21 protein-coding genes are annotated in these 25,034 nt (G+C 64.7%); 17 read left to right on the top strand and 4 right to left on the bottom strand.

Annotated features, from left to right (window positions below; all coding sequences use genetic code 11):
• Positions 1-64 precede the first annotated feature (64 nt).
• Positions 65-763, bottom strand: a complete 699-nt coding sequence (locus NET02_RS12015; RefSeq protein WP_284057659.1) for a GntR family transcriptional regulator — start codon at positions 761-763, stop codon at positions 65-67.
• Positions 764-899: 136 nt separating this feature from the next.
• Between NET02_RS12015 and NET02_RS12010 the strand changes: the two genes are divergently transcribed.
• The 6 genes from NET02_RS12010 (at position 900) to NET02_RS11985 (ending at position 9,543) form a co-directional block, all read left to right on the top strand.
• On the top strand, positions 900-2,945 hold the full coding sequence (locus tag NET02_RS12010) for a hydantoinase/oxoprolinase family protein (RefSeq protein WP_284057658.1): 2,046 nt from the start codon (positions 900-902) through the stop codon (positions 2,943-2,945).
• 14 nt (positions 2,946-2,959) lie between these two features.
• Positions 2,960-4,621, top strand: coding sequence for a hydantoinase B/oxoprolinase family protein (locus NET02_RS12005; protein ID WP_284057657.1), 1,662 nt, complete (start codon positions 2,960-2,962; stop codon positions 4,619-4,621).
• A 369-nt stretch (positions 4,622-4,990) separates the two neighbouring features.
• Positions 4,991-6,139 carry an NAD(P)/FAD-dependent oxidoreductase gene (locus NET02_RS12000; protein ID WP_284057656.1) on the top strand — a complete coding sequence of 383 codons (1,149 nt, stop codon included), beginning with the start codon at positions 4,991-4,993 and terminating at the stop codon, positions 6,137-6,139.
• A gap of 402 nt (positions 6,140-6,541) precedes the next feature.
• A complete protein-coding gene (locus tag NET02_RS11995) occupies positions 6,542-6,703 on the top strand; it encodes a DUF3309 family protein (RefSeq protein ID WP_284057655.1) in 162 nt (53 codons plus the stop codon).
• 344 nt (positions 6,704-7,047) lie between these two features.
• On the top strand, positions 7,048-8,817 hold the full coding sequence (locus NET02_RS11990) for a DUF6909 family protein (protein ID WP_284057654.1): 1,770 nt from the start codon (positions 7,048-7,050) through the stop codon (positions 8,815-8,817).
• A 78-nt stretch (positions 8,818-8,895) separates the two neighbouring features.
• Positions 8,896-9,543, top strand: a complete 648-nt coding sequence (locus tag NET02_RS11985; RefSeq protein ID WP_284057653.1) for a haloacid dehalogenase — start codon at positions 8,896-8,898, stop codon at positions 9,541-9,543.
• A 122-nt stretch (positions 9,544-9,665) separates the two neighbouring features.
• Here the strand turns inward: NET02_RS11985 and NET02_RS11980 are convergent, their stop codons facing one another.
• Entirely contained in the window at positions 9,666-10,082 is a 417-nt protein-coding gene (locus tag NET02_RS11980) for a ferritin-like domain-containing protein (protein ID WP_284057652.1), read from the bottom strand.
• A 158-nt stretch (positions 10,083-10,240) separates the two neighbouring features.
• Positions 10,241-11,716: an aminomethyl-transferring glycine dehydrogenase subunit GcvPB gene (gene gcvPB / locus NET02_RS11975; protein ID WP_284057651.1), complete on the bottom strand. Its 1,476-nt coding sequence runs from the start codon at positions 11,714-11,716 to the stop codon at positions 10,241-10,243.
• A 164-nt stretch (positions 11,717-11,880) separates the two neighbouring features.
• Here gcvPB and NET02_RS11970 point away from each other — a divergent pair, with 164 nt between their 5' ends.
• The 6 genes from NET02_RS11970 to lipB all read left to right on the top strand — a co-directional run bounded on the left by NET02_RS11970 (position 11,881) and on the right by lipB (position 17,196).
• Positions 11,881-12,852 carry a DUF1385 domain-containing protein gene (locus NET02_RS11970; RefSeq protein WP_284057650.1) on the top strand — a complete coding sequence of 324 codons (972 nt, stop codon included), beginning with the start codon at positions 11,881-11,883 and terminating at the stop codon, positions 12,850-12,852.
• A 61-nt stretch (positions 12,853-12,913) separates the two neighbouring features.
• Positions 12,914-14,392, top strand: coding sequence for an argininosuccinate lyase (gene argH / locus NET02_RS11965; RefSeq protein ID WP_284057649.1), 1,479 nt, complete (start codon positions 12,914-12,916; stop codon positions 14,390-14,392).
• A complete protein-coding gene (locus NET02_RS11960; protein ID WP_284057648.1) occupies positions 14,389-14,877 on the top strand; it encodes a GNAT family N-acetyltransferase in 489 nt (162 codons plus the stop codon). The genes argH and NET02_RS11960 overlap by 4 nt, the downstream gene beginning before the upstream one ends.
• Positions 14,878-14,950: 73 nt before the next feature.
• Positions 14,951-15,370 carry a carboxymuconolactone decarboxylase family protein gene (locus NET02_RS11955; RefSeq protein ID WP_284057647.1) on the top strand — a complete coding sequence of 140 codons (420 nt, stop codon included), beginning with the start codon at positions 14,951-14,953 and terminating at the stop codon, positions 15,368-15,370.
• A gap of 99 nt (positions 15,371-15,469) precedes the next feature.
• Entirely contained in the window at positions 15,470-16,381 is a 912-nt protein-coding gene (lipA, locus tag NET02_RS11950; protein WP_284057646.1) for a lipoyl synthase, read from the top strand.
• 47 nt (positions 16,382-16,428) lie between these two features.
• Complete coding sequence (lipB, locus tag NET02_RS11945; RefSeq protein ID WP_284057645.1) at positions 16,429-17,196, top strand: lipoyl(octanoyl) transferase LipB; 768 nt, start codon at positions 16,429-16,431, stop codon at positions 17,194-17,196.
• Here lipB and NET02_RS11940 read toward each other — a convergent pair.
• Positions 17,144-19,975, bottom strand: a complete 2,832-nt coding sequence (locus NET02_RS11940) for a DEAD/DEAH box helicase (RefSeq protein ID WP_284057644.1) — start codon at positions 19,973-19,975, stop codon at positions 17,144-17,146. The two genes, lipB and NET02_RS11940, sit on opposite strands and share 53 nt — an antisense overlap.
• 116 nt (positions 19,976-20,091) lie before the next feature.
• On the opposite strand from NET02_RS11940, the gene NET02_RS11935 reads away from it, so the two are divergent.
• Genes NET02_RS11935 through tsaB form a run of 5 tightly spaced genes read left to right on the top strand, consistent with a single transcriptional unit; the run spans position 20,092 to position 25,002 of the window.
• A complete protein-coding gene (locus NET02_RS11935) occupies positions 20,092-21,267 on the top strand; it encodes a glycosyltransferase family 4 protein (RefSeq protein WP_284057643.1) in 1,176 nt (391 codons plus the stop codon).
• 6 nt (positions 21,268-21,273) lie between these two features.
• Positions 21,274-22,305, top strand: coding sequence for a thiamine-phosphate kinase (gene thiL / locus NET02_RS11930; protein WP_284057642.1), 1,032 nt, complete (start codon positions 21,274-21,276; stop codon positions 22,303-22,305).
• An 18-nt stretch (positions 22,306-22,323) separates the two neighbouring features.
• The gene (locus NET02_RS11925; protein ID WP_284057641.1) at positions 22,324-23,733 is read left to right on the top strand and encodes an amidase; all 1,410 of its coding nucleotides are present in this window, start codon (positions 22,324-22,326) and stop codon (positions 23,731-23,733) included.
• Between the two features lie 59 nt (positions 23,734-23,792).
• The gene (gene tsaE / locus NET02_RS11920; RefSeq protein ID WP_284057640.1) at positions 23,793-24,329 is read left to right on the top strand and encodes a tRNA (adenosine(37)-N6)-threonylcarbamoyltransferase complex ATPase subunit type 1 TsaE; all 537 of its coding nucleotides are present in this window, start codon (positions 23,793-23,795) and stop codon (positions 24,327-24,329) included.
• A complete protein-coding gene (tsaB, locus tag NET02_RS11915; protein ID WP_284057639.1) occupies positions 24,295-25,002 on the top strand; it encodes a tRNA (adenosine(37)-N6)-threonylcarbamoyltransferase complex dimerization subunit type 1 TsaB in 708 nt (235 codons plus the stop codon). The genes tsaE and tsaB overlap by 35 nt, the downstream gene beginning before the upstream one ends.
• Positions 25,003-25,034: the final 32 nt, after the last annotated feature.

The following is a 25,034-nucleotide window of genomic DNA, read 5'->3' as shown; positions in this document are numbered from 1 at the left end:
CGACCCCAACCCGCAGGATATCGCTCACTTCGCCCTCCATTTCCCCCTCGACTTTTTGGCAAGCCTACGGTACGACCGAAGCCCCGGCGGGTACTTCTGCCCCAATCATCCCTCGAATGCGCTCCCGGAACAGGTCAATATGTTCGTGCATGAGGCGTTCAGCTTCGACCCCATCCCGGCGCGCGATTGCATCAAGTATGAGGTGATGATGCGTGAAAGACGAGCTAAGTCCGCCGACCCAAACAAATGATACGTACCAATATCGAAGGAGTTCCTGATTAACTTGCTGCACCATCCGAGCGAGCGTTGGATTATGCGTACCAGCGGCGACAAGCGCGTGAAACAGTTGGTCCTGCCGGACACACTCGGCGTTGTCACCCGCTGCGACTAGCGCGTCGGCACGCTCCAGCACGGTACGAAGCTGCTCGATCTCCTCTGGAGTGATCCGAGCCGCCGCCAGTCGTGCCGCCGGAGGTTCAACTAGACGACGCGCTTCGATCAGGTACTGGACGTCCGTGATCGAGAGAGGTGCCGCCCAGCTTCCGCGGCGCGGTACCTGGATAATCAACCCCTCGTGGTTCAACCGCTGGATCGCCTCGCGCAGTGGGGTACGCCCCACTGATAGCCATCTCATTAACTCACGCTCATCGATTGGAGCTCCGGGCTGAATTTGTAAGGTGAGAAGAAGCTCCTTCAGCCGCTCGTACGCAATGTCGGCCTTCCGGGGCACCGCTCTTGAAGCGCTGCGAACGCCGTTTCGCATAGAGTCTCCTGCCTACCTACTCCTGCGTACCTAGATGACGATAAGGAGTATATCAGAGTATATACTTTTGTTCACGAAGCGAGTATACTTGCTGCGAGTTTCGTTGTCAACTCGTGACCAGGTGAAAGGGGGGTGCATGGCGGTCCGGGTCGGCGTGGACGCGGGAGGTACCTTCACTGATGTGTGCCTCCTGGACGAGCAAGGAGGGTTAGCTGTCTACAAGCTATCGTCGTCTCCGCGTGATCCAAGTGAGGCTATCGCCGACGGCGTGGTTCGGATTCTCGAGCAGGTCGGTGTGCCTGCTACCGAGGTGTCCTACCTAGGACACGGAACCACGGTAGCGACAAATGCCCTCCTCGAGGGCAATGGTGCCCAGGTCGGTCTCATTACAACGGACGGATTCCGCGACCTGCTCGAACTCGGTCGACAGCGCCGACCGGACCTCTACGACCTCCAGGTCGATAAGCCGCCTCCCCTCGTCCGCAGAGCATTGCGCTATGAGGTGCCCGAGCGCGTCCTAGCTACCGGGCAAGTTCTCCGGCCGCTGGATCACGAAGCGGTTTGTCAAGCTATTCGTCAACTGAAAGCGGCTAGGGTCGAATCACTTGCTGTCTGTTTTCTCTACAGCTATCTGATGCCCGAGCACGAAGATCAGGTAGCTACGATCGCAGCGGAGGAGCTACCTGACGTCTATCTCAGCCTCTCTCACGACGTGCTCGCGGAGTTCCGCGAGTACGAGCGGCTCTCCACCACGGTCGTCAACAGCTACGTTGGCCCGATCATGAGCAGGTACATCCGCCGTCTTCGAGACCGCTTCGCTACTTACGGCATGCCGATCTCACCGTACATCACCCAGTCAAACGGCGGCATCATCTCGCTCGAAGTGGCTGCACGGTTGCCGGTACGCACTGTGCTTTCCGGCCCGGCAGCAGGGGTGGTTGGAGCCGTCGCTGTGGCCACGACAGCAGGCTTTCCCAACATCATTACATTCGACATGGGGGGCACGAGCACTGACGTCGCGCTCGTGAATGGTGGCCAGGCCGGCGTAAAGATGGAGCAGGAAGTGGCCGGCTATCCGATCCGGACGCCGATGCTCGACATCCACACGGTGGGCGCTGGCGGCGGCTCGATCGCTTGGATCGATAGCGGCGGGCACTTAAAAGTCGGCCCGCAGAGCGCCGGAGCCGATCCCGGCCCCGCGTGCTACGGTCGCGGCGGTGAGGCGGTGACGGTGACTGACGCCAACGTGGCGCTTGGCCTCCTCAGCCGGGAGGCCCTTCTCGGGGGGCGCATGCCCATTGACGCGACCGCGGCCGATCGTGCCATCGACGCCGTGGCCACCCGGCTGGGCCTGCGCCGCGAGGAGGTGGCGCAGGGCATCATCGCGCTCGCCACGGCGAACATGGCCCGCGCCATCCGGGTGATCTCGGTCGAGCGCGGTTACGATCCGCGTGACTATACATTGGTTGCGTTCGGTGGTGCCGGTCCGCTGCATGCAGCGCACCTGGCTCGGGAACTAGAAATCCCGAGAGTACTGGTCCCGACTATCCCGGGCATCCTCTGCGCATATGGCCTGCTTGTCGCTGACTTGCGTACCGACTTCTCGCGTACGCAGGTCGCGCCAGCGATCCCGGAGTCATTGCCTGCAATTAGCGACACGTTCGCCGAACTGGAGCGCGTCGCCGAGGACTGGTTCCGCGAGGAGGGACTGGCTGAGGTTGATCGCCGGCTGCGCCGGATTGCGGACATGCGATACATCGGACAGAACTACGAACTCCCAATAGAGCTCCCGAATCACCCGCTTACGGCCGACGACCTGCCAGCAGTGCTGAAAGCCTTCCACGACGCGCATGACCAGGCCTACGGCTACGCTGCTCCAGGCGAGCCGGTTCAGTTCGTGACCCTTCGACTCGAGGCGAGCGGAGTCGTTTCCAAGCCGAAGCCACGCCGCATCCCTGAAGGTGGCTCCCTCGATGACGCCCGTCTTGGCGCTCGTCGAGCCTATATCCCGGAGAACGGCGGTTGGGGCGAGGTCCCACTCTACGACCGTGCTCGCCTCGGTGCGGGGATGCTGATCCCCGGCCCAGCGATCATCGAGCAGATGGACTCGACGATACTCATCCTTCCTGGCCAGTGGGCGAACGTGGACGAGTACGGGAATCTGATTCTGAGCGAGGAATAGTGGAAGGTTCGGCCATGAACGCTGTGTCCCAAGCCAGAAACCTCGACCCTATTACGGTCGAGATCATCGGCTCCGCTTTCTCCTCGATCGTCGAGGAGATGGGCATGGCACTGATTCGCGCCTCGTATTCGACCAACATCAAGGAACGGCGAGATTGCTCGACTATTCTCTTCGATGCCCAGGGGCGCACCCTGGCCCAGGCGGAGCACATCCCGATCCACCTCGGCTCCCTGATGGGGATCGTCGAGGAGGTGCTCCGGCGCCACCCGATCGAGACGCTGGACCCGGGGGACATGTTTATCGGCAACGATGCCTATACCGGCGGCGGCACTCACCTGCCCGACATCGTCGTTCTCTCGCCCATCTTTGCGCAGGGGCGCGTCGTTGCCTTCGCAGCCAACCTGTCGCACCACGCCGACTTCGTCGACCGGGGACACGAGCACATCTTCCAGGAGGGGCTACGCATCCCACCGGTCAAGATTTTTGATCGTGGCGTGCTCTGCGAGGATATCCTCGAGTTCATCCTGCTCAACTGCCAGGTTCCCCACGAGCGGCTCGGGGACCTGCGGGCCCAGTTCGCGGCCAACCGGCTGGGCGTCCGGCGCTTCCAGGCCCTCTGCGCCAAGTACGGCGTGGAGACGGTCCGCGCCGCCAGCGACGCCCTGCTCGACTACGCCGAGCGCCAGACGAGGCGTGGGATCAAGCAGATCCCAGATGGACGCTACGCCTTTGAGGACCGCTTCGACAACGAGGAGCTGGGTGACGAGGAGCTAACGCTGCGCGTCACGGTCGAGGTGCGCGGCGACGAGCTCTTCCTCGATTTTCGCGACAATCCGGCGCAGGTCCGAGCCGGTCTCAACATGGTCTGGACGGCCCTGCTGGCCACCTGTTACTACGCGGTGAAGATCGTTGTGGACCCGACAATTCTGCCAAACGCCGGCATGTACCGGCCGATCCACGTGGAGGCCACGCCGGGCACCATCGTGAATTGCTCCCCGCCGGCCGCCATCAACGGGCGGACACAGACCTGCCAGCGGGTAGTGGACCTCATCCTCGGGGCGCTGGCCCAGGCCGTGCCAGAGCGGGTCATCGCCGCCTGCACCGGCTCCAACACCAGCATCACCTTCTCCGGGGTCGATCCCCGTACCGGGCGCTACTACTCCTACCTGGAGACGATCGGCGGTGGCTTCGGTGCCCGCGCCACCAAGGACGGGCTCGACGGCGTCCAGACCCACGTGACCAACACCTCGAACCTGCCGGTCGAGAGCTTGGAGGTCGAGTACCCACTACTAGTTGAACGCTACGAGCTGGTACCCGATTCAGGGGGGCCGGGTACCTGGCGCGGTGGACTGGCCATCCGGCGTGATATCCGGGTGCTGGACCACGTGGCGGCCTTCCGGGGCTCGACTAGTCGTCGGCTGAGCCCGCCCTGGGGGCTCTTCGGTGGCTGGCCCGGCGGCAAGGCCATCATCACGGTCGATGGGCAGCCGCTCGGGGCAAGCGGGCGCGCCCTGCTCCAACCAGGACAGGTGGTCAGCGTGGTGACCGGAGGGGCCGGCGGCTACGGCGACCCGCGGGAGCGCGACCGCGAGCTGGTCCGGCGCGACCTGGAGGACGGCAAAATCAGCCTGGACCAAGCCCGCCGCGCCTACGGGTACGACCCGAGTGCCGGATGAGCGCTGGGCCATCGTGCTCGGATTGCCTCCTGGCCCGCGTCGGCGGCGCCCGACGTGAAGCCCGATGGCCCGGCCCGGCATCTTCCCGATCCGGGCAGCGCCTGCTGGAGGTGCGGAACCGGCTGATCGCAACGGGTGGTTGAGGAACTGCGCGGGGCAGAAGGGAAGAGCATGATGAACCGCCGTTGGTGGGCAGGTCTGGCTGGCCTGGCCGGCATCGCCATCCCGTTGCTGGCCGCAGACCGGCTGCCGGGTCCGCGTCCGCGACCGGGCGAAGAACCTGAGCGCTCGCCGAGCTACTGGATGCACACAATCCCAGACCTTCCACGCTGTCCACGGGTCGAGCGGGACATGCACGTGGATGTAGCCGTGATCGGCGGCGGCTTCACCGGCCTCGCGATCGCCTACTATCTTAAGCGCAACCAGCCGTCGCTGCGCGTGGCGGTCCTCGAGATGCAGCGGATGGGCTCCGGCGCGAGCTCGCGCAACTCTGGCGCGGTCGGACCGCGTTTCCGCGGCCAGACGTTGCCGTCGAGCGCCGATCGAGGCTACCAGCTTCTCAAAGCGTTCGCTGAGATCGAGGACCTTGGCTTTGACTTGGTGGAGTCGGTCCCGGCCCTCACCCTGTACACAGGCCGGCGAGTGCCGCCGGATGCAGTGCTTTTCGGCGATGAGCTGTGCGAACATATCGGCTCTCCGTTCTATTCGGCCGCCTCGCTCCGATACACAAACACCTTGCACCCGGGTAAGTTGATCGCGGGGCTGGTGGAGGCGAACCGGCGCCATGGCGTTGAACTGTATGAATGGTCGCCGGTCCTGCGGATCGAGCGCGGGAGGGGCTCGGAGCCGATCACGCTTCATACGCCAGGTGGACGGGTCGTTGCGCGGGACGTCGCCGTTGCGACGAACGCCTACACACCCCAGCTAGGACTTGCGCGCGACATCATTGCCGTACTGCATCACCGGGTCATTGTCACACGGTCACTCACCGATGACGAGTGGGCACGCAGCGGGCTAGAGCGCTGGCCGATTCGCTTCGAAGAGGGTGGCTACTACACGCACACCGTACGTGGCACCCCGGATCGTCGATTCTTCTACCGGCATGTTCTGGGTCACCGCGTTTTCGAGCGAACGACATGGCCGCTCGACCGGCACGCTCGAGAGGTTGGTCAGCGGGAGTTGATCCGGCGCTATCCCTGGTTGGACGGCGTGGCGGTCGAGTACGAGTGGCATGGCGTGACGGCGCGCACCCGCGACTGGTGGCCTGTCGCAGGCCGCATTGATGAGCACCTCTACATTGCGGCTGGTTACAACGGATCAGGGGTGATGCCCTCACACTACTTTGGCTACCTCATCGCCTGCTCTATTCTCGGGATTCCTGACCATGACATGAGGCTGCTGCGGCCACCCGAGTGCCACTCCCGGATCCCAGGCGAGTTCGCCCGACATCTCTGCTTTCAAGGCTGGATGCTTTATCGTCGCTGGCGGGATGCCAGAATCTGTCACCGTTATCAGTAATGCTGGGCAGGTGTTTGCTTCCAGCGCTCTCCGGGCTTTATCGGCTGTATTGAAGGAACAGAGAACAGCTGCGTACTGTCCATTTGCACAGTACCCTTGATGGAATCCGGCAGCCAATTCCGTGCCCTCGCGAATCGCTTTGTCGGTTATTGACATAAATCGCTGCGGCAGGTATGCTACAGAGGACGCGCGAGGGCGCGTACGGATGGCGGTATGGTGGGGAGCGGCCGAGGCCTGATTGGCGGGTCACTGTGGCAGGTGTCGACCCGCCTGGCAGGTGCGCGCCGACCGATGTGCCGCCGGTTCCGCGATGGAGGGCCTCGACGGATCACGGGTGACGGGACCTGGCTTCCCCGGCACCTCAAGTCCCCGAGAGGCGTAGCGTGAGAGGAAACTCAACGAATGAGCCTGTTATGGCTGATCCTGGTCATTCTCCTCGTTCTGGCTTTGATCGGCGCACTACCGGTCTGGCCCTACAGCGCTCGCTGGGGCTACGGGCCGCTCGGGACAATTATCGCGATCCTGGTTATCCTCCTGCTCCTCCGCTTGCTCGGCGTCGTCTAAATCCCTGCCGGAACACCGGCAACGTGTAGAGGAGGGGAGCAGATCCCCTCCTCTACGCGCGTGAGCTCCTCTCCCAGCAGACGACAGTGGGCCGCGACCGCGAGAGTTAAATCCCGCTCGAGCCTCTGTTCCCGATCGCCGAGGCAGCTAGGCCCGAAGGAGCGGTGAAGGATCGTGGGAGGACTACGCGGAGGACGCCACCCGCGGTCGCTCGACTAGGTCCGAGGCGGAGCACTGCCTAGTTCGCCGGCGGACCCAGTGCGGAGCTTCCCTTTCACAGCCCGCCGCGCGCGTAGGTAGAGCGGTATACTCCGCGGAGAGCCGCTCGCTGGGAGGGAGTCGACGTGGAAGCCAGGCCGCGCGGTACGGCTGCCGGCGGCTACCCAGCCGGCAAACGTGAGGTCGACCTGTACGTCAAGACGTACAACACGCTGCTGCGTAGCTCGGGCCCGGTGCCGGTCGAGACGCTGGTGCCGGCTCACCTCAACGTCGCGTCGCTCCTGCACCAGGGAGCCCGCGAGCCGGCGCCAGACATGAACGCAGTCATGTACAGCACGCTTCGCTTGCCAACGGCGATCGTCGACGCTGAGCGCATCGTGCTGGGCCAGTCAGCGGCGACCTTTGCCCGGCACGGTTTTGCCGACCTCGAGCGCTGGCAGCCGGTCACGGCACCGGGACGCCGGCGCCGATGGTACAGCGACGGTCAGGGCACGCTAGCTGCCTACGTGGCCTCAGCCTCGGATCTCGATGATGTTATCCCAACGATCGTCGCGTGGCAGATCGAGTGGAACAAGATGTACAGCCTGGCGGAACGAGACGAGGACCTCCGTCAAGCGGTATCAGTCGCGCTGCGCGAGCCGCTAGCATCTGGCGCTGAGGAGCGCGTTCGAACCGGGCTCTCGATCAGTGAGGCTGATTGGCGTCGCTTGCGCCAGGCCTGGGGAGACCGCTTCTGGGAGTATCTGAGCAAAGTCGCCCGGGCCAAGAAGCGGCTTACGATCCAGTTCCTGGCCGGCAGCTACGTCGGATACGCTCGCTCCGCACGGGCCTGGTGGTCGCCGGTCGAGCGTTTCATCAGCGAACGCGGATTGCTCGATCGCCCGCTCTACTTCGTCTCGTCGAACATGCACAGCATCGCAAACATTCTCTCGGGTACCGCCCGTCGCCGGCGCGATGCGCTGGTGCGTTTCATCGAAGAGACACAGCATCCGGAGCTCTTGCCGGAGCTACGCAAGCTCCAGGCGGGGCAGGTGCGGAGCAGTTGGGAGAACCTGCTCTACTACACGGCCCGACTGTACTACGTGACATGGCCAGACGAGCGGGCGGGACGCGACCAGGAAGAGCGGGAGCGGGGGATTACGACGATCGAGCCAGATGGGCCTGTCGACGTCGGGGTGCAAGTCATCGAGCTGAACCGGCTCTGCCCGGAGGACTTCGACCCGCGGCTCCAGAGCTTGGGCGAGTTCGATCTTCGCTCGACTGATGCGGTGATCCTCAACATCAACTACCCGCTCGGACTCGGAGCCTATCACCTGCTCTCGCAGATCGCAGCGAGCACCTATCGCCTCAAGGGGGTGTACATCCTCGGCAAGGCGGCCACGCTGAACGCCCGGATCGGCGACGTGATGCTCTCCGACGTCGTCTACGACGAGCACAGCGGTAACACGTACTGGTTTCGCAACTGCTTCAGCGCCGAGGATCTCCGGCCTTACTTGATCTACGGCTCGGCGCTCGACCGGCAGCGGGCCGTGTCCGTACTCGGCACCTACCTGCAGAACCGGGGCTATCTGGACTTTTTCTACCGCGAGAACTACACGGTTGTCGAGATGGAGACGGGGCCGTACCTCAACGCGCTCTACGAGGACACGTTCCTCACCCGCTACGGGCAGGGAGAGCACGTCAACTTGACGGAGATCCCTGTCGACCTCGGGATTATCCACTACGCATCGGACACGCCATACAGCCGAGCGCATACGCTGGGCGCGAGAGGCCTGTCCTACTACGGGATGGACTCCACGTACGCCTCGACGCTGGTGATCCTGCGCCGTATCTTCGAACAGGCAGGTGCCGTCCTGCCGGCCGCGACGCCAGTCGGCCAGCGCGAAGAGGTGTAGCGTGCCGTGTCGCTTCGGACGTGTCGCGGCAGCAGATGCCCGAACTCTGAGGATGCCTTGGCAAGGAGACCGAGGACGATGCTGCAACCAGCGGACATTTCGCGCGTCAGCGAGAGCATTCTCGCCAGGCTCGATCGAGTCAACAGCGCCCGGGAGCGCGCGCTGGCCGAGACCCGCCAGCTCACCCGGCTCAGCGCGAACGCAATACGGGCTGTGCATCGGGGTGATTTCGCCCTGGCCGATGATCTTCTGTCAGAGGCCCGGCGGATCAAGGAACTGTTGACGAGTCACCTGGCGGATTACCCAGCCATCTACTGGTCCGGCTATGTGCAGGATGCGCACAAGGAGTTCGCCGAAGCCTGCTTGACGAGGGCGATCATCGGGGGAGACCCGCTACCGGGGCCAGAGGCATTGCAGGTCGACGATGCCGGCTACCTCAATGCCCTCGGAGAAGCCGCCGGAGAACTTCGTCGCCACGTGCTGGATGCGATACGGCACGGCCAGCTCGAGCGTGCCGAGAAGATGCTGGAGGTTATGGACGAGATCTACGGCGTCCTCGTCCAGGTGGACTATCCCGATGCGGTCACGAATGCGTTGCGCCGGACAACGGATATGGTCCGGGGGGTCCTGGAGCGTACCCGCGGCGACCTTACCCTGGCGGTCGAGCATCAGAAGCTGAGCGAGGCGCTGGCACGGGCGGGGAGGGCATTGCCCGAAAGCCACTGACGCCGCGGAGTCGGGGGCAAGAGATCGCGCCGGCCAAGGTGGGTGGTCCCTGCCCTGTCCGGCGCTCCGATGCCCGGGTAACGCGCGAGCCCGAGGATGGCCAGAGTGCTGGTGGTCACCTTTCAGGATCGAAGGAGCTTCTCCGCCTCTTCCTTGTGGCGGGTCTCGTCCGAGATGATGTCCTGGAGGTCGTTCGACAGGCCGAGATCTCCGATCTCCTCAGCCTGCTTCACTCGCTCGCTGTAGGCCGCGATCGTCCGTACTTCGGCGTCGAGCACGTTCTTGATCATCTCCTGGTTGTTCTTGGCTTTCGGTACCGGCAGTGGCTCGTCGGTCGGCGTGCCGCCGAGGGCGGTAATCTTGTTGGCCAGGAACAGCGCGTGCCGTAGCTCGTCCTGGATCTCGCGCTCGAAGAACTCGGCCAGCTCGAGGCGCTCGACACCGGTGGCCGCCGCGGCATAGTGGATGTACATGACGATGGCCTGCAGCTCCCCAGCGAGGTCGTGGTTGAGCCCGTCGATCAGCGTCTTCTTATCCATCCGAACGCGCTCCCTCCGTATGCTCTCTCATCAGGGCGAGACGCGTCTCGCCTGGCTGGCATTTTGCCATAAGGCTATTCGACGGCGCCAGGGCGACTGTATATCGGTCGCCGGCGATCCTGACGGCGAGGTGGTGGCTTAGACAGGACGAGGCGAGCTCAGTCCGCTGCTGCGGGGAGCGGCGCGCTCTGCTGCGGGTCCCAGCGAAGGTTCAGTTCCCGGTTTGCCCGCACCTCATCCAGCCGCTTGTAGAACGTGCGATGTGGCGCATGCTGGACGTGCTCAGGTTCGCGCTCCACTTCATCGGCGATCTGGAGCATGGCGGTCGCGAATGCATCGAGTGTCTCGATGCTCTCGGTCTCGGTCGGCTCGATCATCAACGCCTCGGGCACGATCAGCGGGAAATAGACCGTTGGGGGGTGGAAGCCGAAGTCGAGCAGGCGCTTGGCGATGTCCATGGCACGAACACCGCGCTGCTTCTGCCGTGTGGCCGATAGGACGAACTCGTGCATGCACGTGCGGTCGTACGGAAGGTCGTAGGCCTGACGCAGGCGTGCCAGCAGGTAGTTGGCGGCAAGGACGGCGTCCTCGCTAACCTGCCGAAGCCCCTCGGATCCATGCATGCGGATGTAGGTATAGGCGCGAACATGCATGCCGAAGTTTCCGTGGAACGAGTGGATCTTTCCGATGGAGGCCTCCGGCCAAGCCCAGGTGTACTCTGGATCGCCCCCCTCGTTCCGCGCCACGACCGGTCCCGGAAGAAATCTGGCCAGATGTGCCTTCACGCCAACTGGGCCGGAACCCGGGCCGCCCCCACCATGAGGGGTCGAGAAGGTCTTGTGCAGGTTGAAGTGCATGATGTCGACGCCGAGGTCGCCAGGCCGGGCTATGCCCAGGATCGCGTTGAAGTTCGCCCCGTCGTTGTAGACCAACCCCCCGACGCCGTGGATGATCTCGACGATCTCGTCGATGTGCTCATCCCATAGGCCGAGCGTGTTGGGATTCGTGATCATCAGCGCCGCGGTATCCGGGCCGGCCAGTCGACGTAGCTCGTCGATATCGACATTGCCGCGCTTGTCCGACTTCACCTCGACGACCTTGAAGCCGGCCATGGCGGCCGTCGCCGGGTTGGTGCCATGTGCGGAGTCGGGGATGAGAACGGTCGTGCGCCGGTGGTCGCCGATGCTGTCGAAGTAGGCACGGGCGATGAGGATTCCGGTCAGCTCACCGTGGGCGCCAGCGGCGGGCTGGAGCGTGACGGCATCGAAGCCGGCGATCTCGGCCAGGTAGCACTGGAGGCGATACATCAGTTCCAGCGCGCCCTGCACAGTGCGCGGGTCCTGTAGCGGGTGGATCTGGGCGAAGCCAGGCAGGCGCGCGACGACCTCGTTGATCTTCGGGTTGTACTTCATCGTGCAGGAGCCGAGAGGGTACATGTCGATGTCGACGGCATGGTTGAGCTGGGAAAGGCGCGTAAAATGCCGGATAACGTCGATCTCGCTGACTTCCGGAAGCGGCAGTTCCTCCCGGATCAGCTCATCGGGGACCGGTGCCTCGGGGACATCGAGATCAGGCACCGAGACACCATGACGCCCTGGTTTGCTCAACTCGAAGATCAACGGTTCGACACGCATCGACGGCCCCTCCACCCAGCGGCTCTCCACGATGTTCGCAAAAAGCGTATCACCAGCGCGAAAGCCGGGCAATCGGCAGCCGCTGGCTCCGAACCGGTCTGGTAGAATCACCGGCCAGAGCGATTATCCAGACCGCTCCTCGTACAACCGTGAGGTGAGGCTTCATGGCTGAGCAACGCGTGTATGGCGGCCAGGCGGTGCTGGAAGGAGTGATGATGCGTGGCCGCCGCGATATGGCGGTTGCCGTCCGCTTGCCCAGCGGGGAGATAGCCGTTTGGCACGAACCACTGAGCCCGGCCACGCTCGCCCAGCGAATGCGGAGTATCCCGCTGGTGCGTGGCGTCTTCGTGCTCTGGGACACGCTCGTGCTCGGGATGCGGGCTCTGGTGTTTTCGGCCAATGTGAGCCTGGTCGCGGAACAGCCGAGTGCGGAGGGGCGCAGCGCGCCGGGCCAGGCCACTAGCCTTCTGTGGCTGACCGTCGCAGTGTCGCTCCTGTTCTCTATTGGGCTCTTCTTCGTGGCACCGCTCGCGGTCGTAAGCCTGGCAGATCGTTGGATCGCTAGCGACTTGCTGAGCAACCTCGCCGAGGGGATGATTCGGCTAGCGGTGCTCATCGGGTACCTGGGGCTGATCGGCCAGATGTCGGATATCCGTCGCGTGTTCGGCTATCACGGAGCGGAGCACAAAGCGATCAACGCTTACGAGGCGCGGCAACCACTCACGGTCGAGACTGTGCGCCATCATAGCCTGCTTCACCCGCGCTGCGGTACCGGGTTCATTCTTATCGTTGTGCTCATCTCCATACTCGTCTTTGCCCTGCTCGGCCGGCCGCCACTGGTTTGGCGAGTGCTCTCACGGATCGTCCTGGTGCCGGTTATCGCCGCGCTCGCCTACGAGTTCATCAGGTGGACGGCTGCCCATTATCGTTACCGGGTCGTGCGATTCGTCACCTGGCCTAGCATCGCGCTCCAGCGGTTGACCACGCGCGAGCCGGACGATGGCATGCTCGAGGTCGCCATCGTGGCGCTGCGAAGGGTACTGGCTGCCGAGGGTAGGGACGCTGCCGGGCCTGAGCCCGGTTCACCGGTCGTACCGGTCGATCAATCCGGTCAGCCACTGGTCACAGCGTCCTGACTCCGCCGGTGGGGCTGGGCGGGAAGCGAAGAGAGCACAGAAGGAGCGAGGAGCGCCGGACTTGAGAGAGTCACCAGAACAACCGTTGTCATCCTTCAAGCTGTGGGGTGGACGATTCAGCAAGCCGACCGACCGGCTGGTCGACGAGCTCAATGCGTCGATCTCGTTCGACCGTCGTCTGGCCTACCACGACATTCTGGGCTCACTGGCCCACGTGCAGATGCTGGCGCGGCAGGGCATCATCCCCGAGATCGACGCGGTCGCGATCGTCGAGGGGCTGGGGATCATCCTGCGCGAGATCCAGCAGGGAGAGTTCGAGTTCCGCCTCGAAGACGAGGATATCCACCTCAGCGTGGAGCGCCGCCTGCGAGAGCTGATCGGTCCGGCCGCCGGCCGGCTCCATACCGCTCGCAGCCGGAACGATCAAGTCGCGCTCGACCTACGCCTCTGGACCCGCGATGCGATTCTGGTGGTGAGCAAGGGGATCAGTGAGGTTGTCCAAGCGCTCCTCGACCTGGCTGGAAGGCATCGCGAGACGGTGATGCCGGGCTACACGCACCTCCAGCGAGCGCAGCCGGTCCTGCTCGCGCACCACCTGCACGCCTATGTGGCGATGCTGTTTCGCGATCTCGAGCGGCTGCGCGATCTGTATGGTCGTGTCAACCGCAGCCCGCTCGGCAGCGGAGCTCTCGCCGGTGTGACCTATCCCGTCGACCGCCAGTACGTTGCTGATCTGCTGGCGATGGACGGCATCTGCGAGAACAGTCTCGACGCGGTGTCCGATCGCGACTTCGTGCTCGAGTTTCTCGCGGCCCTCAGCCTATTGATGACGCACCTTTCGCGGTTGGCGGAAGAGCTGATCCTCTGGTCGACCGGCGAATTCGGCTTCGTTGAGATCGACGACGCCTATGCGACCGGCAGCAGCATCATGCCGCAAAAGAAGAACCCGGATGTCGCCGAGCTGATCCGTGCCAAGACCGGTCGGGTACTCGGTCATTTGACTGGTCTCGCGACTGTGCTGAAGGGGTTGCCACTCGCTTACAACAAGGATCTTCAGGAGGACAAGGAGGGGGTTTTCGACGCCTTCGACACCGTGGCTCTTATCCTCCAGGTACTGCCGCCGATGTTGCGCACTCTCCGTTTCCGCACTGATCGGATGGCCGAGGCAGCGGCTGGAAGCTTCAGCCTGGCGACAGATCTCGCTGATCACCTGGTGCGCCAGGGGATGCCGTTCCGCGAGGCGCACGAACTCGTCGGCCGGGTCGTGGCCTACTGCGAGGCGCACAAGAAGGACTTCCCCGACCTCACGCCGGCCGAGTGGAGCCAGTTCCACCCGCTGCTGGCCGAGAGCCGGCCCCCGCTGACCGTCTGGGACGCTATCCGCGCCCGCGAGATTCCCGGGGGTACCGGGCCAGGGCAGGTCAGCCGGGCACTCGAACAGGCGGTTGCGCGACTAGCCGAGGAAGTCGCCTGGATCGAGGCTGAACGGCAGAGGCTGGCAGCAGCCGAATCCCGGCTCCTGGCTGGAGCGGCCCTGTGACCGTGCTGAAGGACGCGACCACGAGCGAGCCCCGGCCGGCGATACAGATCCGGGCCGTGCGCACAGCGGAGGATTTAGAGTCGGTTTACGCCATCCGAGATGAAGTCTTTCACCACGAGCAACAGCTTACTCCCTACGTGCGCGACGACCCTGACGACGCCTTCAGCCTGAACGTGCTTGCCTTCATCGATGAGCGGCCGGTGGGAACCGGGCGGGTAACGCTCTTCGGTGACGAGGCGCAGGTCGCCTGGGTGGCGGTGCTCGCACCATACCGGCGACATGGCGCGGGGCGAGCCATCATGGAGCACTTGATCCACTGGAGCCAGGCGCAGGGAGCGCGCTACGTCACGCTCAACGCGCAGACGCACGCGCTGGACTTCTATCGTAGGCTCGGTTTCGAACCAGTAGGGCGACGCTTCTACATGGGCCATATCGAGCACCAGGTGATGATCCTGGATCTCAAATCCCGGCCCGAACGCAGGTAACTGCGCTCGGCGGTTCCCGCCCGTCGGGCGGCTGGTTCCACGGATAGAGCACGGGGAAGGAGACGTCAGCGCGATGGCGACCGTCCGTTTGATCGACGAGCAGGACGCACCAGAGCCGGTTCGGCGCCCCTACGACCGAATCAAGGCCAGTTTCGGTGCGGGGCAGGTGCCGAACGCGTACAAGGCATTCGCTCACAATCCCGTCGTCCTCGAAGCGCTCGTCGAGCAGCGTGCCCGCATCATGGATGAGGGGGAGCTGTCTCCGGAGCTGAAGGAGTGGCTAGCCTGGGCGGCTGTCACGCTGGCGAACAACCAGTTCGGGATCAAGGTGCATACCGCCCGACTGAAGAGGCTCGGTATCACCAGTGCCCAGCTCATCGAGGCGCTGGCGGTGCTGCACTACTTCACTGGTATCAGCGTGATGATCAACGGGCTGGCGCTGGGTGAGGACGTGGACGCGCGAGTCCTTTCCACACTGCGCGATGAGGATTGACGCGGATGCACGCTCGGATCTCGTGCTAGAGTTCTCCTGGAGCTTCCTGGTGTGCCCGCCCGCGAGGCGTGATGGTGAACGCAGGTGAGGAGCGGGGACGTGGCGCGGACGATTCAGCCGATTCTCCTGCAGAAGAAGCCCGATTGGTTCAAAGTGCGCCGGGAGCACGGGGAGAACTTCCGCGACCTCAAGCGGATCATGCGGGGGCTCTCGCTCCACACCGTCTGCGAGGAGGCGCGCTGCCCGAACATCTACGAGTGCTGGAACCAGCGCACCGCCACGGTGATGATTCTGGGTGATCTCTGTACCCGCGCTTGTCGCTTCTGCAACGTGCGGTGGGGGCGCTCGAGCATTGTCGACTACGAGGAGCCTGTCCGCGTGGCCGAGGCGATCGCGGCGATGGGCCTCGATTTCGCGGTGATCACGTCGGTCAACCGCGACGATCTGCCCGACGGCGGGGCCAGTATCTTCGCCGCGACGATTCGCGAGATTCGCCGCCGGTTGCCGGAGTGCGGCATCGAGGTGCTGATCCCTGACTTCCAAGGTAACTGGCAGGCACTGCGACTGGTCGTCGAGGCGAGACCGGACGTCATTGCCCACAATGTGGAGACTGTTCCCCGGCTGTTCCGAAAGATCCAGCCTTGGGATCGCTACGAGTGGAGCCTGGAGCTCTTCAGCCAGGTCAAGGCGATTGATCCGGAGATCATCACCAAGTCCGGGGTGATCGTCGGCATGGGCGAGACGAAGGAGGAACTCGTCCAGGTCATGCGCGACCTCCGGGAACGCGACGTCGGCATTCTGACGATCGGGCAGTATCTACCGCCGACGCCGCGCCACTACCCGCTCGATCGCTACTACCTGCCGGAAGAGTTCGACGAGCTGCGCGCGATCGGCTACGAACTCGGCTTCGGTCACGTAGAGGCGGGGCCGCTGGTGCGCTCGTCCTACCGAGCTGGCGAGCAGGTCGCAGCGTTCCGGCAGCGGCGGCTCGGCCAGACTGGTGAGTCCTAGCGAAACGAGTTCATTCTCGCTCGGCAATGCGAGGTGGCCGGCCACGTATGCCTGCAGCAACGATCCACGCGGTGCGACTGGGGCGAATCGACTATCTGGAGTGCTGGCAGCTCCAGAGAGCGCTCGCGTCGGCGCGACGGCTGCAGCAGGTTCCTGATCTCCTCCTGCTTCTGGAGCACCCGCCGACCTATACCGTCGGGCGCGGCGGGAAGCGCTCGAACCTTCTGATCGACGACGCGATGCTCCAGGTGCTCGGAGCGCGCTTCTATGCGGTAGACCGTGGAGGGGATATCACGTTCCACGGGCCGGGCCAGCTCGTCGCCTACGTGATCCTGGATCTCGGCCGTGAACAGCGGAGCGTCCGCCGATTCGTCGAGCGACTGGAGCGCGCGGTGATCGATGCGCTCGCTCACTTCGGCGTCGAGGCCATGATCGATCCGGCGCGACCAGGCGTGTGGGTGGGGCGCGATAAGATCGCAGCCATCGGCATCGCGGTGAACCGGGGCGTCACCTATCACGGATTCGCGTTGAACGTCGACCCCGATCTCCGGTACTTCGAGTACATGATCCCCTGTGGCATTCCCGACCGCGGCGTGACCTCTCTGGCGAAACTGCTCGGCGCCCCGGTGTCGCTCGCGGAGGTAGAGGCGGAAGTGCTGCGAAGCTTCTCTCGCGCCTTCGGACGGAAGGTCGTCGAGGGGCTGACTGCCGCGGAATTAACAGGTCTCGTCCGTGAGCTCACGGTGCCGGGCCACGCCGGGGTTACTCCGGGCCAGGCACCGGCAGGACGCCGATCAACAGAGACTGCTCGATGATGTCACGGCGCACGAGGGTCTCCGCCGCCTCCAGGTTGGCGCGCAACGGATGCTCGGGCATGACGTGTTCGAGCATTTCCCGTACCTGGCGCATCAGGTCGAGCGTCTTGTTGAAGGTCATGACGATGTCGCCCTCGCTGAGCTCGATCTGCTCCAGAATCCGCGCCATCGTCTCGCCGTGGCACCAGGCACGCATCGCTCCGTAGAAGCCCGAACTATAGCCCGTGGTGAGAAAGAGGCCGTTGCGCCGCTCGACTTCGAAGATTTCCTGTTCCAGGCTGTCGATCCGTCGTCGCAAGAGCACCAGCCGGGTAGGGAGCACGAAGCTGTTAGCGAAGCGCGCGTCGCGATCGAAGGCGAACCACGAGAAGATCTCGGCGGTGTCGGCAGGGTCGAGGTTCTTGAAGAAGTCGCGGTCGATCATTTCGCAGATGACGAGTCCGTTGGTGTCGAAGACCTCAGCCAGGGTGTCGGCCTTGGCCGTGGGGTAGCCGTGGTGCAGGTAGCCGAAGTACTCCAGCACCTGGCGGATGCCACGGATCAGCTCGCGCACCCGCCGCTCCTCGTTTGCCACCTCGCGGCTGAGTTGCTGCTCCAACGCTGCTCGGCGCTGCTCCAAACTCGCGATGGTGGCCAGGTAGCCCTGATGCTCCTTTCGGCGGGGGCACGAATGGCAAGGATGGCGGTGCCGTGCCTGGGCCAGCTCATGGACTTCCTCGCGCAGCCGCTGCACCTTGTCCTCGATCCGCGCGCGCTGGTGCGCGAACCGCTCCTCCAGGCTCGCGCGGTGAGCTTTGATCATGCTCTCGAGATCGGGCAGTTCGAGTCGCTCGAATTCCTGCCAGATTCGCTCCAGTTCAGCCTCGGACACGAGCCGGCGCGCGTCCTCGACCGGATGCTCAGCGGCGAGGAGGGCTTCTGGTAGCTCGAGCGGAGCAATCCCCACCGGCAGGTAGTCGATCTGCCGGTATTCCGTCAGGAGCTCGACGGCGTGCGCCCGCGTAAGAACGAGGCCGATGCCTCCTTGCAGGCCACGGCCGATGTAGACAACCCAACCTCGTTCTCGGGTGTGTAGCGGGTAGCCCAGCGGCAGCGTCTTGAAGGCGCGGCGCAGGACGGGTCTGGTGGGCACTGCCCAAGGGCGCTCGTCGAGGTCGGCCTTGAGGGCCTTCAGCTCCTGAATTGCCCGGCGCTCCTGGCCGCGGGCGGCGTTGAGCGAGGCGACGAGCTTGCGATACTCGTAGAGCAGCTCGTCGCCGTCCAGCCCGATCAGGCAGCCACGCGGGATCTGCTCGATTTGCTCGCCGATCGCGACGATGTCGTCCTCCAACTGGCGTACTCGCTGAGCGGCCTGGTACTGCGCCAGGCTTTCCAGCAGCAGATGCCGTACTCGCTCGCCGCGTGGCGGATCCCACAGGTTCAGCACGGTGTTGTACCGGACGGTGAAGGCGCTGCGCACTGGCTCCAGCTCGCCGGTCGCGACTTCCAGCACCTCGCGGAACGGGATCCAAGGGCTGTACGGCACGACCACGTTACCGCGCTCGTCCATGCCCCGACGGCCGGCTCGCCCGGCCATCTGCTGGAACTCGTTCGGCGTGAGCAGCCGGCGCCGGCGGCCGTCCCACTTGGTCATCCGCCCGATCACGACGGTGCGCGCGGGCATGTTCACCCCGAGTGCCAGCGTGTCGGTGGCGAAGACGACCTTCATGAGTCCCCGGCTGAAGAGCACCTCGACGAGCTGCTTGAGCACCGGTAGCAGGCCGGCATGGTGGAAGCCGATGCCCTGCCGGGCGAGGCTCACGATCGTCTGCACCTGGGCGAGCTCGCGGTCTTCCGGACGCATGCCGGAGAGAAACGTCTCGACCACCTGCTCGATGCGCGCGCGGATGGAGCGCTCGCGCACGAGGTTGACGCGCATCATGGCCAGGCGCTGGGCGTAGTCCTCACAGTCGCGACGGCTGAACAGGAAGTAGATGGCCGGCAGCATGTTCTCGGCGGCCAGTGCCTGGACGATCTCCCAGGGGGGTGGCTCCGCCTCCTCGGCCTGGCGCCGCTGCTCGGCTGTCAACCCGCCGCGGGCGATCTGGCGCCGGATCTCTCCACCTACTCTGGAAAAGTCGTTGACCTGGACGCCGTGGTGGTCGATCACCAGGCGGAGCTTGTGGTCGTAGAAGTAGTAGAGTGCTAGGGGTACCGCCCGCTCGTCGTGCGTGATCAGCCGGATCGGCCGGTGAGTGCGGCTGATCCAATCGGCGATCTCCTGCGCGTTCGACACGGTCGCCGAGAGGCAGATGAGCTGCACGTGTTCCGGGCAGAGGATGATCGACTCTTCCCAGGTGGTGCCGCGCTCGGGATCAGCGAGGTAGTGGATCTCGTCGAAGATGATGCAGTCTACACTGTCCAGCTCCCATGGAGTCTGGAGCAGCATGTTGCGCAGCACCTCGGTGGTCATCACCAGGATGAGCGCATCCGGGTTCTCGGTGACGTCACCGGTGAGTAGCCCGACGTTGTCGCCGTAGATTGCGCGCAGATCGCGGAACTTCTGGTTGCTGAGCGCCTTGATCGGCGTCGTGTACATCACCCGGCTGCCGCGCCGGAACGACTCGTAGACGCCGAACTCGGCTACCACAGTCTTCCCGGTGCCGGTCGGCGCCGCGATCATGACCGACTCGCCCGCCAGGAAGGTCTCGATCGCCTCGATCTGGAAGCGGTCGAACGTGAACGGGTAGAAGACCGCGAACTGCTCGATGATCTCCTGAACGCTGAGTGTCTCGGTCATCACCCTCGTCGTCGCCTGTGCGCCTCCCTGCCACCTGGGAGGTACTGCATCTGCACCAGTATAGCAGTGGGAGCAGAGACTGAGAGCCGGGTAGAATCGGCGCGAGGAGCGACGGCATGCGCGCTGGTCTCTTGGGTCATCTACTCTCGTTTGCGCCCGGGTATCGGCGAGCTGGGGTCAGCCGGTACATCGAGGCGCTGGTTCGGTACCTGCCCGAGGCCGATCCACGCCTGGACCTCGTCGTTTTCACCAACGAGCTGGCGTACTGCGGCGCGCGCGAGGGGATCGCGGCGCGGGTGACCTGGGCCGTGAGCCGCCTGCCGACCCAGCGCCCACCCGTGCGGATCGTCTGGGAGCAAACTATCGGCCCGGTTGCCGCGCGACGCCGGCGAGTGGACCTCCTCCATGCGCCGGTCAACGTGGTTCCGCTCGCCGGGCCGCGGCCACTGGTGCTGACAGTGCACGATTTGGCCTTCCTCCATTATCCCGAGCACTACCCGCCGCTCAAGCAGCGCTATCTCGCCGCTCTGACCAAGCTCTCAGCTCGGCGGGCCGACGCTGTTATCGCGGTGTCTACCCAGACCCGCGACGACGTTGTCGAGCTTCTTGCAGTGCCTCCAGAAAAGGTGGTCGTCGTGCCCAACGGGCTCGATGGCTCGCTCCGGCCAGTCCACGATGATCGCCTGCTCGAAGCGTTTCGCCGGGCACATGGCCTGCCCAACGAGTTTTTTCTGTTTCTGGGCACACTGCAGCCGCGCAAGAACGTCGAAGGACTCCTCCATGCGTACGCCCGGGTTAGAGCCGAGATCTCGATGCCGCTAGTAATAGCGGGGGCACGGGGATGGCGCGAATCCTCGATCTTTCGACTTGTGCAGGAACTGGATCTCACCGATCAGGTACGCTTCGCCGGTTACGTGAACCCGGACGAGCTGGCACTGTGGTACAGCGCGGCGACAGTTTTCGTTTACCCGTCACTCTACGAGGGCTTCGGACTGCCGGTGCTCGAAGCGATGGCGTGTGGGGTTCCGGTAATCACATCGTCGATCTCGTCGCTCCCTGAAGTGGCAGGAGACGCCGCGATCCTGGTCGATCCACGCGATACTGATTCGCTGGCGCGGGCGCTGCGCGAGCTCGCCGGCTCTCCTCGATTGCGAGCGCAGCTCGCCGCTGCGGGGCTAGAGCGGTCGCGGGGGTTTTCCTGGGAACGAACGGCCTCCGAGACACTCGAGGTATATCGCCGCGCGCTGAAACGTGCTACGGCATCTCCAGTGGTCGTCGAGCGGAGGGGATGAGCGAACATGCGGGTGGCTTCAAGTGGTCGGCTGGTACGGGAGGTCGGCGAGTTTGCGCTGATCGACCAGATCAGCAGGCTCGTCGGTCGCGACACCTGGAGCCGGCTGCGGATCGGGATCGGCGACGACGCGGCGGTCTGGCGACCTCGTCCTGGCCACGACGTCGTCATCACCACCGATGTGCTCGTCGAGCGTGTGCACTTCCGCCTCGACTGGACGGACTGGGGTTCGCTGGGGCACAAAGCGCTGGCGGTCAACTTGAGCGATATCGCGGCGATGGGCGCGCGCCCGCGACTGGCGCTCGTCGACCTGGGGTTGCGCGGCTCCGAGCGCGACCAGGAGGTACTCGATTTCTACCGCAGCGCGCGCAAGCTGGGCCAGCGGTTCGGGCTCGTGATCGCTGGCGGCGACACGACGAGGGCGCCGAACGGGGTTCTGATCGCCGTTACCGTCGTTGGCGACGTACCTCGCGATTCTCGACCGCTCCTGACCCGCGCGGCAGCACGACCGGGGGACGTCATCGGGGTGACCGGGCCGCTGGGTCTGGCGGCGGCCGGGCTACGCGTTCTCGAGCGAGGACTGAAGACCCTCGACGGGAGCCCGCGGATGCAGGAGGCCTATCATCGACCCCAGCCTCGGGTGCGAGAAGGTATGCTGCTCCGGAGATGCGGCGTGCGCGCGGCGATGGATCTCAGCGACGGCTTACTGGGCGACCTGCCGAAGATCTGTGAACGGAGCGGCGTCTCGGCGATTGTCGACCTGCATCGGGTTCCCATCCCCAACGCGATCAAGTGGGGTTTCCCGGATTGGCGCGACCTGGCCCTTCGCGGTGGAGAAGACTATGAGCTGCTCTTCACCGCCCCGCAGCACGTCTTCGAACGGGTCTGCCGAGCCTTCCGCCGGGCCGGGCTGCGGCCGCCGTACCGCATCGGTCATATCGTGGAGGCGGGAGCCGAGGGCCCGCGGGTCAAGCTTCGCAACGTGCTGGGGAAGCTCGAGGAGATCGAGCCGGGTGGTTACGCGCATTTCAAAAGCTAAGGAAATGGAGGGGTGCCGATGTCGCAGGCTGAATTGTGCTACCTCTCGGCCATCGAGCTGCGCGAGCTCTTTCGCAAGCGGGCGCTGTCCCCGGTCGAGGTAACGGATGCGATCCTCGGGCGGATCGAGCGGCTCAACCCGACGCTCACTGCCTTCATCACCGTGACCGCTGACCTCGCCCGCAAGCAGGCACTGGAGGCGGAGCAGGCCTATGCAGCCGGCCACGATCAACCGCCGCTGCTGGGAGTGCCGCTCTCCATCAAGGACGTGACACCGACTCGCGGGGTCAGAACCACTCGCGGCTCGCTGCTTTGGAAGGACTGGATTCCCGAGGCGGACGCCCCGGTGGTCGAGCGGCTGTACGCGGCAGGCGGGGTGCTGCTGGGCAAGACGAACACGCCTGAGCTAGGCTGGAAAGGCGATTCCGGGAATCGTGTCGTCGGGCCGACTCACAACCCGTGGAAGATCGGTCGCACTGCCGGGGGTTCGAGCGGCGGAGCGGCCGCGGCCGTCGCTGCTGGCCTAGGCCCCTTGGCCCAAGGAACCGATGGGGCAGGGTCGATCCGCATCCCGGCCGCGTTCTGCGGCATCTTCGGCTTCAAGCCCTCGTTCGGTTTGATCCCGTATTATCCACCGAGCGCGGTAGAGAGCCTGGCGCACATGGGGCCGATGACCCGCACGGTGGCGGACGCCGCCCTCATGCTCAACGTCATGGCAGGTCCCGATCCGCGAGATCGAAACTCTCTCAACCCAACGGGAATCGATTATCTGGTGAGCCTCGAAGACGAGATCGGAGGACTACGCGCCTGCTGGATCTCGAGAGCTGGAGACCTGCCGGTCGATGCGGAGGTGGACAGGCTGGCCGAGGATGCCGCTCGAGCCTTCAGCGAGCTGGGATGTGAGGTAGAGGCGCTCCCCGAGCCGCTCGACGTCCCCTACACGGCCCTGGACCTGATCTGGTCGACGGCAATGGCCGCCGTGCACCGGGACGACCTCGAGCAGGTGCGCGAGCTGGTCGATCCGGGCCGGCTGGCTGTCATCGAGGCCGGGTTGAACGTGCGCGGAGTCGACCTCGCATGGGCCTACGCCGAACGCTCGGCCTATGCCGACCGCTTGCGCCACCTGATGGAGCGCTACGACATCCTGCTAACGCCGACAGTTCCAGTAACGGCATTCGCCGCGGGGGCCGACCACCCTGGCGAGATCCAAGGCCATCCGACCACCTATCTCTCCTGGACGCCGTTCACCTACCCGTTCAACTTCAGCGGCCAGCCAGCGGCGACAGTCCCCTGTGGCTTTACGAGCGAGGGCTTACCGGTCGGCCTCCAGATCGTCGGCCGGTGGCGGGAGGATGTGACCGTGCTGCGCGCCGCGGCGGCGTTCGAGCGGTATCGCCCATGGGCGCAGCTCCGGCCGCCGGTCGATTGAGGGCTCGACGGAGCGGTGCGCTGGCGGTACAGTGTCCAGGAGTAGAGGCAAGGATCGGTATGCCATCACGAATCCCGGCGCTGGACATTATCAGTCATAGCCCTGACCAGACGCGACGGCTGGGCGCCCAGCTCAGCCGGTTGGCTCGGCCCGGCGACGTGTACCTGCTGCGTGGCCCGCTCGGCTCCGGTAAGACGACGCTGGTGCAGGGAATCGCTCGCGGGCTGGAAGTAGAGGACTATGTCCAGAGCCCGACCTTCGTGCTGGCGATGGAGCATGCCGGGCATTTACCCGACGAGACGCCAGTCCGCCTGTACCACATCGATCTGTACCGGTTGGAAGATCCAGGTGAGCTTGCGACCTTCGGGCTCCTGGACTATCTGGACGATCCGGAGGGGATCGTCGTCATCGAGTGGCCCGAGCGCGTTGCTCTCGACGTGTTCGAGCAGTTCCTGCTGATCGATCTCGAATTTGTGGCCGACAGCAAGCGGCGCCTTGCCTTCTATCCGTATGGCGAGCGGTACCAGCGACTGGTCGACCAGTTGAGAGTGGAGGTTGCCGGTGGTCGACGTCGACCGGCTGCTCCTCGCGATTGACACTTCGACCGAGCAGGCGGGCCTTGCCCTCTTCGACGGGGCCTGGCTGAGCGAGCTGAACTGGAATGCTGGCCGGAACCAGACGGCCAGCGTGCTGAGCCAGCTCGATCATCTGCTGCGCATCAACCGTCTCGACGTTCGGCAGCTCAAAGCGGTGGCTGTCACCCTGGGCCCTGGGAGCTTCAACGGGCTGCGTGTCGGGATGAGCGTTGCCAAAGGGCTCAGCTATGGGCTCGGCATACCGCTGGTCGGGATCATGACGCTCGACGTGCTTGCCTACCCGCATACCGTTCGCCGCCATCCTATTAGGGCGTTCGTTCCGGCCGGCCGTGGCCGGGTGGTATACGCTGACTATTACCACCGGGGTGGCCAATGGGTGCGGGAGAGCGTGCTGAAGACGGTCAGGGCCGATCAACTCAGCGAGGGCCTCACCGAGACCACCGTGCTGGCGGGTGCGCTCCATGCTGAGCTGGCCGAGCGGCTGGCGAGCCACCCGCGGGTGATCTTGCCCCCGCCGTCGTGGCGCGCTCTGCGCCCTGGTTGGCTGGCCGATCTGGCTTTCCAGCGCTGGCAGAGCGGTGCCGTCGACCGGCTGGAGACCCTGGAGCCGGTGTACGTCCATGCCGGGACTGCTGAGGTCGCCGCTTCGGTAGAATTGCCAGAGAGCCGCTGAGGCGGCAGTTGCCGCAGCAACAGGACTGGATC

It is taken from the genome of Thermalbibacter longus (genome assembly GCF_023806485.1).
In the GTDB taxonomy this organism is placed as follows: domain Bacteria; phylum Chloroflexota; class Chloroflexia; order Thermomicrobiales; family Thermomicrobiaceae; genus Thermalbibacter; species Thermalbibacter longus.
Note: the sequence above shows the minus strand (reverse complement) of the source record. Positions and strands in the feature narration are given on the sequence as shown.

Coding starts and splice junctions, on each gene's coding strand:
- NET02_RS11955 (WP_284057647.1), top strand. CDS start 14,951: ATGGCGACCGTCCGTTTGATCGACGAGCAGGACGCACCAGAGCCGGTT.
- NET02_RS11995 (WP_284057655.1), top strand. CDS start 6,542: ATGAGCCTGTTATGGCTGATCCTGGTCATTCTCCTCGTTCTGGCTTTG.
- NET02_RS11970 (WP_284057650.1), top strand. CDS start 11,881: ATGGCTGAGCAACGCGTGTATGGCGGCCAGGCGGTGCTGGAAGGAGTG.
- NET02_RS11985 (WP_284057653.1), top strand. CDS start 8,896: ATGCTGCAACCAGCGGACATTTCGCGCGTCAGCGAGAGCATTCTCGCC.
- NET02_RS12010 (WP_284057658.1), top strand. CDS start 900: ATGGCGGTCCGGGTCGGCGTGGACGCGGGAGGTACCTTCACTGATGTG.
- NET02_RS11940 (WP_284057644.1), bottom strand. CDS start 19,975: ATGACCGAGACACTCAGCGTTCAGGAGATCATCGAGCAGTTCGCGGTC.
- gcvPB (WP_284057651.1), bottom strand. CDS start 11,716: ATGCGTGTCGAACCGTTGATCTTCGAGTTGAGCAAACCAGGGCGTCAT.
- NET02_RS11980 (WP_284057652.1), bottom strand. CDS start 10,082: ATGGATAAGAAGACGCTGATCGACGGGCTCAACCACGACCTCGCTGGG.
- NET02_RS11925 (WP_284057641.1), top strand. CDS start 22,324: ATGTCGCAGGCTGAATTGTGCTACCTCTCGGCCATCGAGCTGCGCGAG.
- NET02_RS12005 (WP_284057657.1), top strand. CDS start 2,960: ATGAACGCTGTGTCCCAAGCCAGAAACCTCGACCCTATTACGGTCGAG.
- NET02_RS11935 (WP_284057643.1), top strand. CDS start 20,092: ATGCGCGCTGGTCTCTTGGGTCATCTACTCTCGTTTGCGCCCGGGTAT.
- lipB (WP_284057645.1), top strand. CDS start 16,429: ATGCCTGCAGCAACGATCCACGCGGTGCGACTGGGGCGAATCGACTAT.
- tsaE (WP_284057640.1), top strand. CDS start 23,793: ATGCCATCACGAATCCCGGCGCTGGACATTATCAGTCATAGCCCTGAC.
- NET02_RS12015 (WP_284057659.1), bottom strand. CDS start 763: ATGCGAAACGGCGTTCGCAGCGCTTCAAGAGCGGTGCCCCGGAAGGCC.
- thiL (WP_284057642.1), top strand. CDS start 21,274: ATGCGGGTGGCTTCAAGTGGTCGGCTGGTACGGGAGGTCGGCGAGTTT.